Genomic DNA, 15,601 nt, shown 5'->3' with positions numbered 1-15,601 from the left:
CACGTTTTGTACCTACATTACCAGCGAGCCGTCACCATTTTCTTCCGTGTATAAAATTCAACGCCATCTGTGCCGTTCGCATGCAGATCACCGTAGAAAGATTTCTTCCATCCTGAGAATGGGAAGAATGCCATTGGTGCTGGTACGCCCAGGTTGACACCTAGCATCCCGGCATCAATCGTATCTCGGAATTGTCTTACAGCGCTTCCGCTATCCGTGAAGATACAAGCGCCATTCGCAAAGTCCGAACGATTCGCCAAATCGATAGCTTCCTCAAGGGAATCGACCCGCACGATGGAAAGCACAGGGGCAAAAATTTCGTCTTTCCAAATTTTCATATCGCATTGCACGTTGTCAAAAATCGTTGGCCCAACGAAATAGCCTTCACCGCTCACAGCCGTATCTTTACGTCCATCACGCATCAGTAAAGCCCCTTCTTGCTCGCCGGTCTGAATGTATTGCAGCGTGCGCTCCTTATGCGGTCCTCGAATGACGGGGCCAAGGAAAATACCATCTTCATTGCCGTTACCGATCGTAATTTTATCCGCTGCTTCCACTAACTTCTCAACGAGCTTATCGCCTACTTCACCCACGGCTACAACAACCGAGCACGCCATGCAGCGCTCGCCCGCGGAACCGAAAGAAGCATTAATAATTTCTTTGACCGTTAGGTCAAGGTTAGCGTCTGGCAGGACGATGGAATGGTTTTTGGCGCCAGCCAGCGCCTGTACGCGTTTCCCGTGTGCGGAAGCTGTTTTGTACACATATTCTGCGACTGGCTGTGAACCTACGAAAGAAACCGCCTTAATGTCCTTATGCTCCAAAATGCCGTTAACCACGTCATGCGCGCCATGAACGATGTTCAGCACACCATCCGGCAAGCCGGCTTCCATAAACAGCTCAGCCAGACGATTAGCAAGCAGCGGCGTCCGCTCGGACGGCTTCAGAATGAACGTATTGCCGCAAGCAATCGCCAGCGGAAACATCCAGCAAGGCACCATCATCGGGAAGTTGAAAGGCGTGATACCGCCGACAACCCCTACTGGATATCGATACATGCCAGACTCCAGCCCCGTTGCGATATCCGGAAGCTGCTTGCCCATCATCAGATTCGGCGCACCTGCAGCGAATTCCACGCACTCGATGCCGCGCAGCACTTCACCGTAAGCTTCCGTGTAGCTTTTTCCGTTTTCTTTTGTTACGAGGCGCGCAAGCTCTTCCCAATGATCAACTAGCAGCTGCTGATACTTGAACAAAACGCGGGCTCTGCGCGGAACAGGTGTAGCACTCCAGGTTTTAAAAGCAGCGTTTGCCGCTTGAACCGCATGATCTACATCCTCTTTTGTTGAAAATGGCACATAGGCAATTATTTCTTCGGTTGCTGGATTCATCACGGCTTCGTTATGCGTTGCAGTTGATTCTACCCATGCTCCGCCAATCAAGTTTTTTAATACTTGTGTCATTGTGGTTTCCCCCTTCATTGTTGCCTGGTTTCTGAATATCGCCTATGAGGCAGTAATTTCATTACGATTGCAGCGCTCAATATAATCTTCTACTTGGTTAACGGTAGGCATTGCGTCTGAGCAGCTATGGCTGGAAATAACGATACAGGCGGCTGCGCTCCCGAATTCCATACTCTTCTCAAGCGTCCAGCCTTGCATAACACCATATAAGAAACCTGCGGCATAGGAATCTCCTGCCCCGAACGTTTTGACGACTTTGGCCGGGAAGCTCTTCGCCCGGTGCCCTTCATCATCCTGTGTATAAGCGATGGAGCCATCTTTCCCATGCTTGATGATGACGATTTTGGCTGAATGGTTAAACCACTTGGATGCTGTCACTTTGTCATTGGAGGACTCGTTATTTTCGAAGCACTCCATCATATCGAACTCTTCACGCGTTCCGAGGATGATGTCGCATTTTTCAGCGGCCAGATTGTAATACACAGCCGTCTCCTCCGGTGATGTCCATGTATAAGGGCGATAATCAAGATCGAAGACGATGACTGCGCCATGCTTTTTGGCATAATTTAATGCTTGGAATACCGCTTCCCGCGATGGGCTTTTGGCAAGCGCCGTCCCGGAAATGAGCAGCACCTTAGCCTGCGCGATCAGCTCTTCTTGAACCTCGTTAGGCGTCAGCTTAAGATCGGCTGCGTTGTCACGGTACATCAGAATGCTGCAATCAGTAGGACTTTTAATTTCCGTAAAAGCAAGTCCCGTCACGGCTCCGGTCGTATCCGTTACAACACCTGTAGTGTCGATCTTGTTGCGTTGCAGATAATCCGTTATAAAACGGCCCATTTGATCGTTAGCGACTTTCCCGATGAAAGCTGTATTCAGACCCAAACGCGACATCCCAATCGTGATATTCGCTGGCGATCCGCCGACATATTTGGTGAAAGTCATTGTTTCTTCCATGGGCCGATGAATTTCGTTCGCGTTCAAATCGATGCACAAGCGTCCAATGGCTACAAAATCAAGGTGCTTATTCGTAGGAAAGGATACATAAGTCATGGCTTCTCTACCTGCTTTCTTGGGATATGAGCGTTTGGATAAAATCAAGCGACTTCTTCGCATATTCGTACGCTGGATGTTCAGCAGGATCTTGCTCTCCTTCGAGCATCGCCCACCCGCTGTACTTGCGTTCCAGCAGCTCCCGGAAAATCGGAGCGAAATCCAGACATCCGTCACCCGGTACCGTAAACACGCCTTGCCGAATGCAGGTAACGAAATCCGCGTTCACAGCGCGTGCTTGATCGAGGATCTCTTGCCGAATATCCTTTAAATGAATATATGCGATACGGTCGTAATGCTTACGCAAAACCGCAAGCGGGTCCGCACCGCCATAATAGGCGTGGCCGGTGTCAAACAGCAGATACACAAGACTAGGATCGGTCAGCTCCATTAAGCGATCGATTTCTTCCGGTTGTTCCACAGCTGTTCCGCCGTGATGATGATACGTTAGTTTGAGGCCGTATTCCTGTGCGATGGCTCCGGCTGCATTCAAACCTTCCGCCAGTGAATGCCAAGCTGCGTCATCGAAACGCAGCACTTCCTTCTCATTTGGCGTACGCCGCGGATCAAAGTGTAAGGAACCTCCCACTTCGCACGTAGAGATGACCTTGCTTCCCATTTCATGAAGAAATTCTACATGCTTGCGGTAAGCTTCAAGTTCTGCCTCCCGATAAGCCGGATCGGAAAAAAGCACCGATTTCCACTGTGAAACCAGCTCAATACCACGTTTCGCAAGCTCATTTTTCAAAGCAGCAGGATCGGTCGGATATTTGCGTCCCATCTCTGTACCGGTCAACCCTAGCGCCTGAATATCGTCAACGATTTGCTCAAAGGTGGTGTCAGCGCCGTGTTCCTTCACATCCTCGCCAACCCAGTTAATTGGATGTATGCCAAGTTTAAAAGACTGATTGCTCATGCCTCGTATCCCCTCTCGCTAAAGAATGGTGACCGCCTGAATGCGGGCCTTCATATTTTCGTGCGCTTGCACAACCTTGTTGGAGACGGAAACCTCGGGTACGCCGACATTCCACCAGGATTCATACCCATCGGTATTCGTGCCTGGAACAACAGCAATCTCAATGAGTGTAGTCACACTCTCCTGTTTGGCTAGCTGCAGTGCTGTCTGAAGCTCTTCAGCCGTATTTGCCTTATAAGCCTTAGCCCCCAAACTGCGAGCATGCGCGGCAAAATCAATAGGCATGTAGGCTCCCGTCAAACCGCCTGTTGCTTCGGTGCGGTAACGGAATTCATTGCCGAAGCCGTCACTGCCTTGGCTCCTTTGGAGGTTGTGAATGCATTGAAAGCCATGGTTGTCAAACAACAAAATGGTAATTTTGCGTCTTTCTTGCAGGCTGGTGACCATCTCGGAATGCATCATCAGGTAGCTGCCATCGCCTACCATGGCGTATACGTCGCGTTCCGGTTCTGCCAGGGCAGCGCCGAATGCTCCGGCAATTTCGTACCCCATACAGGAGAAGCCATACTCCATGTGGTAGGTTTTGGGCTCGACCGGTCGCCATAATCGATGCAGATCGCCCGGCAGGCTGCCCGCAGCGCAAACGATGACCGAGGAAGGGTCAATCTCTGCGTTAATTACACCTAATGCACGAGTTTGCGCTAGACCAGCCTCATGCTGAGCTGCGTACAAACGGTCTACTTCAGCGGTCCATTGCTGTCTATGCCCGTCAATTTCCCCGCTTATGTATGCAGTTCTATAGGCCGCTTGTGTAAGCGCTTCCCGCAAAGCGATAAGACCTTCTCTTGCATCTGCGGTAATCGCTGCGCCACTTAGCTTCGCAGAGTCAAATCCGCTGACGTTAATGTTAACGAACTGTACGTCAGGATGGGCAAAAGCCGACTTCGACGATGTCGTAAAATCGGAGTACCGCGTACCGACGCCGATAATGACATCCGCTTCTTGCGCGAGCCGGTTGGCTGCCAGCGACCCCGTCACGCCGATTGCCCCGACTTGAAGCGGATGGTTCCAAGGTAAAGCGCTTTTGCCTGCTTGCGTTTCGGCCACGGGAATGCCAAAGGCTTCGGCGAACGCAGTAAGCTCCTGCGATGCGGAAGCGTACAGTACGCCGCCGCCGGCGATGATGAGCGGCTTGCGCTTGCCTTTGAGCAGCTCCGCTGCCCGCTTGACCGCGCCATCTGCGGCTGGCCGACGGTCGATATAGTGGACTTTCTTGTCAAAGAAAGCTAAAGGATAATCGTAGGCCTCTGCCTGTACATCCTGCGGCAGAGCTAAAGTTACCGCTCCGGTCTCGGCCGGGTCCGTCAGTACACGGATAGCTTGAACGGCAGCTGTCATCAGCTGTTCCGGTCTAACGATCCGGTCCCAGTACTTGCTTACCGTTTTAAAAGCGTCCGTAGCGGATATCGTGTAATCCTGAATAGATTCTAATTGCTGCAGCACAGGGTCTGGTTGTCTGGAGGCAAAGTTGTCTCCTGGCAGCAACAGCACAGGAATGCGATTAACCGTCGCAGTCGCTGCGGCTGTGACCATATTCAGTGCACCAGGGCCGATTGAACTCGTGCAGGCATAAATTTGCTGCCGATTCCGCTGTTTGGCGAAAGCGGTTGCAGCATGCACCATTCCTTGTTCATTTTTACCTTGCCTATAAATCAAACTGCCTGCGCTTCGTTCCAACGCTTCGCCAATGCCCGTCACGTTGCCATGTCCAAAAATACCGAAAACACCTTCAACAAACTTTTGTTCAATCCCATCAACCGATAGGTATTGACTGTCCAAGAACCGAAGCAAGGCCTGCGCCATCGTTAAGCGGATTGTGCTCATGGGTATCTCGATCTCCTTTGCTATCCCGAGGGATTAAGCGCTTAATCTCTCCTGTTTTAAGCACTTAATCCCCGGTGAGGTTAAGCGCTTAATTTGATATTACTACAGGATGTCAATTGCTTCAACATTTATTTTCCAGCTCTATTTTAACACCAGAATAAGTCTATTCGTTGGCATTCGAAAATAAGTTTTTTACATATATATTCAAGGTTAGCAGGCTTTCATTCACTCATTTTGAGGGGATAAGATCTATGAAGATCTATCATGTAATCAAGGGGAAGCGATGATGAAAATAATTTACGATAAACGGTTAAGGAATATCCTGCTTTTTTCATTCCTTGCAATCAGCTGCGGTTGGGTAGGTCGGCTTGTCGATTTAAAAGCAGGCACGGACGCCAATGGCAGCCTAGGGCAGCTTATCTGGATTGTCACACCGCTGCTGGCGATGATTCTATTTCGCGTGTTTAGCGGAGACGGTTGGCAGGACTTTGGTATACGGCCGCATTTCAAAAAACATGTTTTGCTGTATATGGTCAGCGCCCTATTCTCCCCCTGCTGCGCATTCCTGATCCTTCTAATTGGTCATAAGGGGCTGATTGATAGGGCGCCCTTATCTCCCTTATTTCTCACTGCTTTTGGGATGGCGATCCTGCCCAGCTTCATCAAGAACATATTCGAAGAATTTGCATGGAGAGGCTATTTGGCTCCAAAAGTGTATGCGCTTGGCTGGAATAAGCTGCTCTCACATAGCTACGTCGGCCTTATTTGGGCCGTGTGGCATTTTCCCTACCTTTTCCTTTTTGTAGATACAACAGAACATATGTTCACTTTTATACCGCGTTTGGTGCTTGGCGTTGTGATCTTGTCTATCGTCTATGGAGAACTACGGCTGTTGACGAATAGCGTCTGGCCAGCCGTAGTTATGCATACGATAGGTAATGCTTTCATTGATACGTTAATCTTAAAAAAATTCATCACAATTAGAGAGGGCTATTCTTTTCTAATGATGCCTAGTCCTGACGGAATTTTCAGCATCGTGATTACTGGATGGATTGGATTATGGTTGTACAGAATCAGGGTGAAATCAATGAGTAGCTGACAAAAGCCAGCTTGCTGCTGTCTGGAGACCATGAATTTACGTTAATCGTGCCTTGACCGCCAAACAGTTTGACCAGTGTTCTAGCTTCGCCACCACCGCTTGCCATCAACCGTATTTCCACTTGCTTGTTCGGCGGATGGTCGCCGGGGTCAACATCGCCTTTTTTGTAAGAAATATACGCAACAAGCTCACCGTCAGGGGACACATGCGGGAACCAGTTGTTACTTTCATCAAACGTCATCTGCGTCTGCTCGCTGCCATCTATGTTCATGCGCCATACCTGCATCAGGCCCGATCGCACGGAATTAAACCAGATATGCTTGCCATCCGGCGAGTATTCAGGTCCGTCATTCAGACCAGGACTATCCGTTAGCTGTCTCTCTACACCGCCGGCTGCGGGTATTGTATATATGTCATATTGCCCGTTCCGTTCTGCACAGTAGGCTAATTCACTGCCGTCTGGTGACCACCCATGCAGATAACTCGGCGCCATTGGGGTAACGAGGATCGGATGCCCCTCCTCGAGCGGTACAATATAAATACGGGACTGGCCGTCTTCCTGTGTGTGATGACTAACCGCAATTTGTGTTTGATCGGGCGACAGCACGTGATCGTTGTTACAGTGATCGACGTATCCCGAATCGATAAGCGTGCTTTCACTTTCCAAAATATCAAAGGAATAGAGACTGCCCAGACTATTATAAATGAGTCGGTTGCCGTCACTCGTCCAATTCGGGGCCTCGATTAGGTAATCGTAGTAGGCTAGCTGCGTTCGCTCACCCGTTTGGATATCAACGACTTCCAGAATACTCCTCACATTGCGGCCTTTGTTCGTCAGCGGTTCTTTTAACGTATTCATTTGCTTACCTCCGTGTCCATAGGATGCAACTTCATCTGTTAACTACTTCGATGTTGGCGTGCTTAAACCTGCCAGGAGGCTCGGCTCAACCCAAAAAGACATCCTCAGTCCTATGACTGAGAATGTCATCGACAAAACCCTCTACTTCACAAGCCCATGCGGATCGATCACGAATTTCCGTGAAACACCACGATCAAATTCCTGATACGCGTTAGGTGCTTCCTCTAAGGATATTTTCGTCGCGTTCACCGCTTTCGCGATTTGCGCTCTGCCGCTAAGGATCGCCATCATCAAGTCGCGATGGTATTTCATGACTGGCGTTTGGCCTGTGACAAACGTGTGGGATTTGGCCCAGCCGAGTCCGAACCGAATTTTTAGCGTGCCGATTTTGGAATCCTCATCCACAGCTCCAGGATCGCCAGTCACATACAGCCCTGGAATACCCAGACTGCCACCCGCGCGCGTAACCTCCATGATGGAGTTAAGCACAGTCGCCGGCGCCTCGCCGTGTGTCTTGCCATGCCCATGGGCCTCGAAGCCTACGCAGTCAATCGCGCAGTCCACTTCCGGCGTGCCCAAAATTTGCTCGATCTGCTCGGCCAAATTAGCGTGCTCACGCAAATTGACGGTCTCGCAGCCGAAGCTTTTCGCTTGAGCGAGCCGCTCTGCGTTCAAATCTCCAACAATAACGACCGCTGCGCCCAACAGTTGTGCGGAATGAGCAGCCGCCAGTCCGACTGGGCCTGCGCCGGCAACGTATACGGTTGATCCTGGACGTACACCGGCACTAACTGCACCATGGTAGCCCGTTGGGAATATATCGGATAACATCGTCAGATCGAGAATTTTCTCCATCGCTTGTGCTTTGTCCGGAAATTTCAACAATTGAAAATCAGCGTAGGGCACCATGACGTATTCGGACTGACCGCCTACCCAACCGCCCATATCCACATAGCCATAGGCAGAGCCGGGGCGATCCGGATTCACATTCAGACATACATTCGTATGGCGCTCTTTGCAGTTGCGGCAGCGTCCGCAGGCAATATTGAATGGAACGGAGACTAGATCCCCTTTTTGGATAAATTCCACATCACGACCAACTTCAATAACTTCTCCCGTGATTTCATGTCCCAAAATAAGACCCGACGGCGCCGTCGTTCTTCCCCTGACCATATGCTGGTCGCTGCCGCAAATGTTCGTCGTGACAACTTTAAGAATGACGCCATGCTCACATTTACGTCCAACGTTTAACGGATTCACGCCTGGACCATCGCGTAAAATAAGATCTGGATAAGCCGTATCCCGAATTTCTACACTGCCTGGTTTGTTGTAAACGACTGCTCTGTTTCCTGTCATCTTCGTATTCCTCCCAAATTGAAATGTCACTTTCGCCAATCAAACATCCGTGAAACATTCATCACTTTTATAGGGGAAGCGCTTCCAAGATTCCATCTATTCCCATTATACGAGACAAGCCTAGTGAAGTATACAGCTTAAATCAACAAAGTTGTACCCCGTCCCCGACACCAAATGAAAGCTCCATTTCCCACTCAAAAGAACCTTTTGCCGGAATGACCTGCGCCGTCCCATTGCTAATAGCTTTCTCTAGAGAATCGTAGTAGCCGATGCTTGGCTCCAACGCACAGGTAACACGATCATTTATCATTCCTTCGTCGATCCAGATGCCGATATAGGGGACCTTGTCCGCCTGCACAGATAGAATGAGATAATTGCCGCTTTCTTCTTCATACAAACCCGACCATCCAGCTGTCACTTTTCCTTCGTAATAAAATTTGCGTGCATCTCCAGTGACCTCCGGTGAAAGCCGTGACACATCCTTCCAGGAATAGGAACTGCCAAGCGCAAGCTTTTTACCTCCAAAAACACACATCATACGCTCCATGGCATCAGGGAGAAGAAAGCGCGTCCGTTCTGTAATCGCAAACTGGGGATGGGGTACCCACAGGAAGGGAAAGGGGTTATCACCCATATTCTCAGCGCGGTATGCCAGCCTAATCCTGTCTGTGTCCACCAATGATATCCGTCTTGAAAAACGGTAAGGCAGCTGCGGACTTTCGATTGTACAGTCAACAGTCCCATCTTCGACCTTGCAGCTTCCGGCAAGCGACCAAAGCTCACCATGATCCGGCAAGAGAATACGTTCATCCACACCAGAAGCACAAGCAATGATCGTTGGAAAGCATTCGTCCCACCCGCTCATATCCCAATCCGTGAAGGTTGAGCCAAACTCTGGCTGCTCAAGAGGACGGGTAGCTGAATCAAGCAGCCACTCCTTGCCAGTTGGCTTATAGAGCATTGAAACCAGCTTCCCTCCGAGCTGCGGGACTAGTTCAACTCTGAGCTGTTCATTGTCAAGGGTAAGAGAGAAGCATCCTTTATAGGTTCCGGTCTGAACTATCGCCATATTCTTGTCACCCTTTCCCGTTTCTCCCTGAAATCCTTTAGGGCTTAATGAAAACCTTTCCAGCTTCTACCTTCACGGGATAGGTTCTCAGATCCATACAAACCGGCGCCCGCTTCGCTTGCCCAGTAGTCACATCGAATCTCCCGTTATGCTTTGGACATTCAATTATGTTTCCTATGACAAGCCCCTCTGAAAGATGAAACTTCCCATGTGTACAAAAACCATCCGTCGCATAGTAGTCATTGCTATCGGTTCGGTATATAGCGAAGGAGCGATCGCTATAATCGAAGCGAATCACGTCCTCCTGTTCGATTTCGTCCGCTCTGCATGCTTCAATCCACTCATTAGGCACCATGTGTCATTCCTCCGGTCATCGCTGAGCTAGTCTCTGTGCTTTTCGCCTCTTTAGTACCAGGCAACTTTGCTGGTCCATAGTAGTAAGGACGCGCTGTGCTGGGCAACGGTTTAACAATCGTATACGACGGATCTTTCCCCTGTTTAATGAGCGCCGTAATCACTTCTTTCAGCGCAGCGCCCAGGCTACTGCATGGCTTCGGACAATCATTCTGCATTTCCTTATGCAGCGCAGGAAGTGCATGATAGGGCACCATTGGAAACATATGATGCTCTACGTGATAATTCATATTCCAGTAAAGAAACCTAAACACTGGATTCAGATACACCGTGCGGGTATTCAAACGATGATCCAGCACATCTTCGTGCAGCCCCAAATGCTGTGATAATCCAAATAACAGCATCAGCAATGTACCGTAGAAGGTCGGCAAGCCAATAAACATTAGCGGCAGTAAACTCATTTGATAAATCGACAGCCCGATGACAGCTGCTAAAATAAGCAGGTAAATCCGTGCTTCCAGGTAGACTTTGGAGCGCTCTGACAGGGGAATGTATTCATTTTCCGTCCGGTCCACTTTCCCTATACAGTGCAGAAAAAATCGTTTTATTTCCTTTGATCCGCCGTAAAGATGAAGAATCTCCATAATAAGAATGCGCCAGATCGGCGGTCTTTCCATAAAAATCTCAGGATCACGCCCCACAATGTACGTATCGCTATGATGACGCGTGTGGCTCCATCGCCAAGGTGTTGCAGACCGCAGTACCATGAAGGAAGCAATCTGATACACCACCTCATTCATCCAAGGTGTCTTGAAAGCCGTCCCATGCCCGCATTCATGCCAACGTGAATCTCCTGGAGATGCGTAAAGTGTGCCATAGATAAAAAAGGCTGGTACTGCCCACCAGGTTCCCCACGAATAATACGCAAGGATTCCAGTACCTATGAGGAGTACGAATAAAATAATTGTATCCCGTATCGCAGGCCCATCTTTACGCTTCATTAGCTCCTTCATCCTCTGACGAGGAATAGGCGATGTGTACCATTCCGTGGTCACGAGCCCCCTATCTTGGGCTCGCTGGTTCTCCTTGCCTGTAAGGCTGTAATCTCTTCTTCCATTGTTAGAAGACATCGCTGAAAGCCTCCCTCGTCTTGATGAATATGCTTTCATTGTACAGACCAGCCCCACGGAAGTATTTATCCCAAAGTAACAAAATGGTTACCAAAATCACACTATTGTAGGTTCCCATAAATTTGTATAATGGAATCAGGCATTCGGACGGATCATGCGGAGGCGAACGATGACGAATAAGCTTTATTTTATGGAGCCAAGCGAGACGCTTGAACAGTTAAAGCAGTATTATTTCCCACCGTACATTACGCTTGCACACATGTTCCATGCCCCTAACGGCTGGAAATTGAAACAACGCTCCTTGAAGCAATTTCAACTGCAGTATGTGGTTGAGGGGGTTGCGGACTATCATATTAATGGGCACGATTATGTGACGAAACGCGGTGATTTGATGTTCCATAGACCGAACGAGCCCCATTACATCACCACACGGCCGAACGAGCCTTATGTCTGCATCTCGATTGTTTTTCATTTTGGCGATTCTGGCTTCCCCATCCAACAAGTCCTTGATGATTCCAATGAAAAAGGCCTTCATTACATGGGGAATTACCAAAATCACACTATCGAGCATAAGCTGACTGAGCTCTTGCATCATTACCGAATGCCGGAGGTAACGGACCACTTTCTATGCCAAAGCCTGCTGACACAAGTTCTGCTTCAAATGTCCAAACAAAAAAAAGAGCTCGCCGTCAGCACTTCGAAGAAAGAAGATGCTAACAAAGCGAAGCTCATTCTAATACGTAACTATATCTCCAGCCATTTGCAGGCCGGCTTTACGCATCAAGATCTTGAGAAACTGACCGGTTGGAGCCGAAACTACATTATTACGCAGTTCCGCAGTGCATTCGGCATGTCGCCCGTGCAATATTTGGTCTGGGTTCGACTGGAAAAAGCCAAGGAACTGGCGCTCCAGTCCGGCCAATCCTTTGGCGAAATCGCAAATAGGGTCGGCTATACGAATATCCATGCATTCGGTAAGATTTTCAAGCGGAAAACAGGTATGAGTCTTAGCCAATTTTGCGCTACGCTTTTTAAAGACACACCGGATCAGTAGCTCTTATTGCAGCTTATTGATGAGTGACAGAGTAGTCGTACACCCAGTTTTCAGCATAGGCATCTGGACTTTCGCCAGGAGCAGTTGAATCATTGGATTGCGTGTAGTTCCCAATTTTGAAGAAGCATCCTGTTACATTTTTTGTTTGTGTGTAAGGTACAGTTTGACCATTGTATTCATAGGAGATGACGCCGCCAGCTACAATGATTTTAACCGTAAACAAAGTTCCCAGCGTATAGTTGCTATCGAGCAAATAGCCATGCGTATTGTCCCCATCTGTAATGTAAATTTTTGCTGTTGTGGAAACACCGCCAGGATTATTTCCTTCGACACGGAAAACAGTCACGTCATCGTCGGCATCATGGATTTGGCCAACGACCGTTTGCGGTTTTACCGTTGTCAGGTGAGTCACTTTTTGCTTAATGTACATCGTATGCGTTTTCCCGTCATTACTGCCCCAAGCCATCTGATTGCTGGAATCACCAGTCGTATAATTATCCTTCATCTCGCGCAGCTCACTTCTTGGGTTGCTGGACCCGGACGTTGACACAGCGCCATGGTTAGCGCGGAATTGAACGGCATAGCCATCTGCATCGTGCACAACTTTAAACCAAGGATCGATCGAATACGTATTTAACGCAGGCTGTAACACTTCTAGTGGACTTGTGGAACCGGATTGTTTCGGAATGGGCAAAGTGATTTTCCAATTTTTCAAGTATAGGACGTCAGATGGAAGTGTCGGAGTTGTAGGTGGTGTCGGTGTTGGTGTGGATGTTGGCGTTGCGGTAGGAGTTGGCGTCGCGCTAGTGCCGCTGTCAAGGGTAAAATCATCAAATCGTACATCCGAAGAGCCCGTGCTTCTAGTAAAAATTACGGCGCTAGTATTCGTCGCCCCTGTTGTAAAGTTCACGGTAAATTGCGTCCAAGCAGCGGTATTGCCGCCTGCTGTAACTTCAGTGCCGCCAAAGGTATTAGTGCCAATAACGCCTTGACCGAGAATCCAAGCTTTCAGCGTATAGCTGGTGTTTGCTGTAAGACCGGATATCGTCTGCTTATAACCGCCGCCGTTAGCTGTGGATTTCGCCGAACGAGTACCACTGTGATGATCGCTCGTTGAGATTGCAGCGGAACCGACTTTCGTCCAACCGGTTGCATCGCTTTCAAAGCCAGGGTTGGTAATTGCAATGGATGCAGCTGTCACCGATGTAACATTGCTAAAAATTAAAGCAGTCGATAACAACAAGGAAAGCATAACTAAGTAGTGGATCGGCTTTAGCATCTTTTTTCGCATAATAATCCTCCTAATCATGATTAACTTTAGTGTTCGAAGCAGTACGCATTGCTGTTAATTCAGATAAACAGGCGTGTGGCGTGCTTTAGGTGAACAAAATATTGAAAGCGGAACGCTACCTCCTTTCATGTTTGAATACTAACGTTTATTTCCGTGTAAGCGCTTAACAATGTTCATTATAGTTAATATTTTCCTGTTTCTTTAGCGTTTTTTTTAGGTGTACTTGTGTTATTCGTAGAGTAGGCACAAGAAAAACCGTCAGGGAAGTCATCCTATCGGTATGATTTATTCAATCGAATCTCGTACAGCTCTTTTCAAATTTCTAAAACCTAGCGGGAAGAGGACTAAAGGTTCACTCAGGGGAACTGGGGTCCGCTATTTGGAGAAAAGCGAGCATTTTTCCTTCTGGACGGAACTACAGGCTCTTATTTGTCCTCCATGGTTCGTTTTTCAGGTGAATCGGCAAAATAGCGGACCGTAGTTCCCCTTGCATATGAAAAACATACCTTTTCAGAGAAATAGCGGACTATAGTTCCTCAAAACACCAAAAACATACAAAGTATATATAAAAAAAGCCGCCCCTTAGAAGTTAATCTTCCAGGAGCAGCCCTCTATTTACCTATGTCGGTCACACTCCTCACCTACATGGGTGATGAGCAACGTGCCTGCAGCCGCCATTACTTAATTCCGAACCAAATCCGCTTGTGTGCTTCTCGTCACCGCATCGAGCTCATTCAACTCTTCCTGAGTCAACTTCTCAGAAACCGTTGGCAATATATCCGTGATGTGATGCGGTTTGGACACACCTAGAATTGCGGAAGTAACTCCTTGCTTGCTGAGAACCCAGCTCAGCGCTAGCTGAGCAAGTGTCCAACCTTTGCGCGCTGCGATTGGCTTCAACTGCTCCACAATGTGGAAATGCCGCTCTTGTTCCAGCAGCGTTTGCAGCCGCTTCTCATTCGCAGCGCCACGAGTTCCGGCCGGCGGTTGCTGACCGTAGGCGTATTTCCCAGTCAAGAGACCGCGTCCCAGCGGGCTGTATACGATAACGCCTACGCCTTCCGAGATAGCGAACGGCAGCAGCTCCTGCTCTATTCCGCGTGCAATCAAGCTGTATTCCGGCTGGACGCTTTCGAAGCGTTCAAGCCGCTGCAGCGCGGATATCCCATGAGCCTTGGCGATCTGCCACGCCGCATAGTTCGAGGCGCCAATGTAGCGAACTTTCCCTTGACGAACAAGGTCATCGAGCGCTCGCAACGTTTCTTCCAGCGGCGTTTGTTCGTCAAACCTGTGTACTTGGTACAAGTCAATATAGTCAGTTTTCAGCCTTTTGAGACTATTTTCAACAGCTCGATAGATATGGTATCGGCTTTGGCCGGCATCGTTAGGGCCAAGCCCAACACGTCCGTGAACCTTGGTCGCAAGCACGATTTGCTGCCGACGAGCACCCAACAAGTTGCCGAGAATCGTTTCGGACTCGCCTGTCTCAAGCGGATTATCCTTGTCCATCCCGGAACCGTACACATCAGCTGTATCAATAAGGGTAATCCCCGAATCAAGCGCTGTATCCAGCACTTCCGCAGATTCCTTCTCCCCGATCCATCTGCCGAAAGCCATTGTGCCTAGACTTACCTCTGACACGCGCAACCCAGATCTGCCTAGTCGTCTTTGTCCAATACTCATATCCACATCTCCCTGTCCTTTTGGTAATTAAAAAAAAAGGGCAATCCATCAAAGGATTGCCTCCGTTTTTTACGGTCGGTCAAACTGCTTAACTTAAACCAAGTTAATCACTTGGATTAATCCCATATTATCACCACGATATCTAATCGTCAACCTGCCGAATTATTATTTCAGCACGTAATACCGGATAATATATTCATCCAATTGTTGGCTAATCGCAACGACCTTTTCATGGGTAAAGCAGCCGTGACGCTCGGCTTCCTCTATCATCTTCATGCGAAGTGCTTCAATTTTCTGTAGTAATAGTTCCATCTCGACAGTTCACACCAATTCTGTTCAGTTTCGTTAGTTTCTTTATTATAAATCATGATTCCGCAGAAGTTTGTAAAA

14 protein-coding genes are annotated in these 15,601 nt (G+C 48.7%); 2 read left to right on the top strand and 12 right to left on the bottom strand.

The features are described 5' to 3' along the window. Nucleotides 1-17 precede the first annotated feature (17 nt). From AC58UW_RS29485 to iolD, 4 genes are read right to left on the bottom strand one after another with little or no spacing between them, the layout of a single operon-like run. On the bottom strand, nt 18-1,463 hold the full coding sequence (locus tag AC58UW_RS29485) for a CoA-acylating methylmalonate-semialdehyde dehydrogenase (RefSeq protein ID WP_497424131.1): 1,446 nt from the start codon (nt 1,461-1,463) through the stop codon (nt 18-20). 42 nt (nt 1,464-1,505) lie between these two features. After that, a complete protein-coding gene (gene iolC / locus AC58UW_RS29480) occupies nt 1,506-2,516 on the bottom strand; it encodes a 5-dehydro-2-deoxygluconokinase (RefSeq protein ID WP_497424130.1) in 1,011 nt (336 codons plus the stop codon). 7 nt (nt 2,517-2,523) lie between these two features. Then, nucleotides 2,524-3,432 carry a myo-inosose-2 dehydratase gene (gene iolE, locus AC58UW_RS29475; protein ID WP_497424129.1) on the bottom strand — a complete coding sequence of 303 codons (909 nt, stop codon included), beginning with the start codon at nt 3,430-3,432 and terminating at the stop codon, nt 2,524-2,526. Between the two features lie 18 nt (nt 3,433-3,450). Beyond that, nucleotides 3,451-5,316: a 3D-(3,5/4)-trihydroxycyclohexane-1,2-dione acylhydrolase (decyclizing) gene (iolD, locus tag AC58UW_RS29470; protein ID WP_497424128.1), complete on the bottom strand. Its 1,866-nt coding sequence runs from the start codon at nt 5,314-5,316 to the stop codon at nt 3,451-3,453. Between the two features lie 286 nt (nt 5,317-5,602). Between iolD and AC58UW_RS29465 the strand changes: the two genes are divergently transcribed. Next, complete coding sequence (locus AC58UW_RS29465) at nt 5,603-6,415, top strand: CPBP family glutamic-type intramembrane protease (protein ID WP_497424127.1); 813 nt, start codon at nt 5,603-5,605, stop codon at nt 6,413-6,415. On the opposite strand, the gene AC58UW_RS29460 is transcribed toward AC58UW_RS29465, so the two are convergent. From AC58UW_RS29460 to AC58UW_RS29440, 5 genes are all read right to left on the bottom strand, one after another. Further along, nucleotides 6,390-7,274: a TolB family protein gene (locus AC58UW_RS29460; RefSeq protein WP_497424126.1), complete on the bottom strand. Its 885-nt coding sequence runs from the start codon at nt 7,272-7,274 to the stop codon at nt 6,390-6,392. The two genes, AC58UW_RS29465 and AC58UW_RS29460, sit on opposite strands and share 26 nt — an antisense overlap. 141 nt (nt 7,275-7,415) lie before the next feature. Further along, nucleotides 7,416-8,630 carry a formaldehyde dehydrogenase, glutathione-independent gene (fdhA, locus tag AC58UW_RS29455; protein ID WP_497424125.1) on the bottom strand — a complete coding sequence of 405 codons (1,215 nt, stop codon included), beginning with the start codon at nt 8,628-8,630 and terminating at the stop codon, nt 7,416-7,418. Nucleotides 8,631-8,772: 142 nt separating this feature from the next. Continuing rightward, nucleotides 8,773-9,699 carry a hypothetical protein gene (locus AC58UW_RS29450; protein ID WP_497424124.1) on the bottom strand — a complete coding sequence of 309 codons (927 nt, stop codon included), beginning with the start codon at nt 9,697-9,699 and terminating at the stop codon, nt 8,773-8,775. A gap of 37 nt (nt 9,700-9,736) precedes the next feature. Then, complete coding sequence (locus tag AC58UW_RS29445) at nt 9,737-10,054, bottom strand: MocE family 2Fe-2S type ferredoxin (RefSeq protein ID WP_497424123.1); 318 nt, start codon at nt 10,052-10,054, stop codon at nt 9,737-9,739. Next, nucleotides 10,044-11,183: a fatty acid desaturase family protein gene (locus AC58UW_RS29440; protein ID WP_497424122.1), complete on the bottom strand. Its 1,140-nt coding sequence runs from the start codon at nt 11,181-11,183 to the stop codon at nt 10,044-10,046. The genes AC58UW_RS29445 and AC58UW_RS29440 overlap by 11 nt, the downstream gene beginning before the upstream one ends. 169 nt (nt 11,184-11,352) lie before the next feature. Here AC58UW_RS29440 and AC58UW_RS29435 point away from each other — a divergent pair, with 169 nt between their 5' ends. Beyond that, a complete protein-coding gene (locus AC58UW_RS29435) occupies nt 11,353-12,237 on the top strand; it encodes a helix-turn-helix domain-containing protein (protein WP_497424121.1) in 885 nt (294 codons plus the stop codon). A 13-nt stretch (nt 12,238-12,250) separates the two neighbouring features. On the opposite strand, the gene AC58UW_RS29430 is transcribed toward AC58UW_RS29435, so the two are convergent. The 3 genes from AC58UW_RS29430 to AC58UW_RS29420 form a co-directional block, all read right to left on the bottom strand. Further along, nucleotides 12,251-13,528 carry a polysaccharide lyase family 7 protein gene (locus tag AC58UW_RS29430; RefSeq protein ID WP_497424120.1) on the bottom strand — a complete coding sequence of 426 codons (1,278 nt, stop codon included), beginning with the start codon at nt 13,526-13,528 and terminating at the stop codon, nt 12,251-12,253. Between the two features lie 681 nt (nt 13,529-14,209). Next, on the bottom strand, nt 14,210-15,211 hold the full coding sequence (locus AC58UW_RS29425; RefSeq protein ID WP_497424119.1) for an aldo/keto reductase: 1,002 nt from the start codon (nt 15,209-15,211) through the stop codon (nt 14,210-14,212). Nucleotides 15,212-15,376: 165 nt separating this feature from the next. Beyond that, complete coding sequence (locus AC58UW_RS29420) at nt 15,377-15,523, bottom strand: aspartyl-phosphate phosphatase Spo0E family protein (RefSeq protein ID WP_145657396.1); 147 nt, start codon at nt 15,521-15,523, stop codon at nt 15,377-15,379. Nucleotides 15,524-15,601: the final 78 nt, after the last annotated feature.

It is taken from the genome of Paenibacillus sp. J22R160 (genome assembly GCF_059692135.1).
The sequence above is the reverse complement of the archived record's forward strand: the minus strand, read 5'-3'. Positions and strand labels throughout refer to the sequence as shown.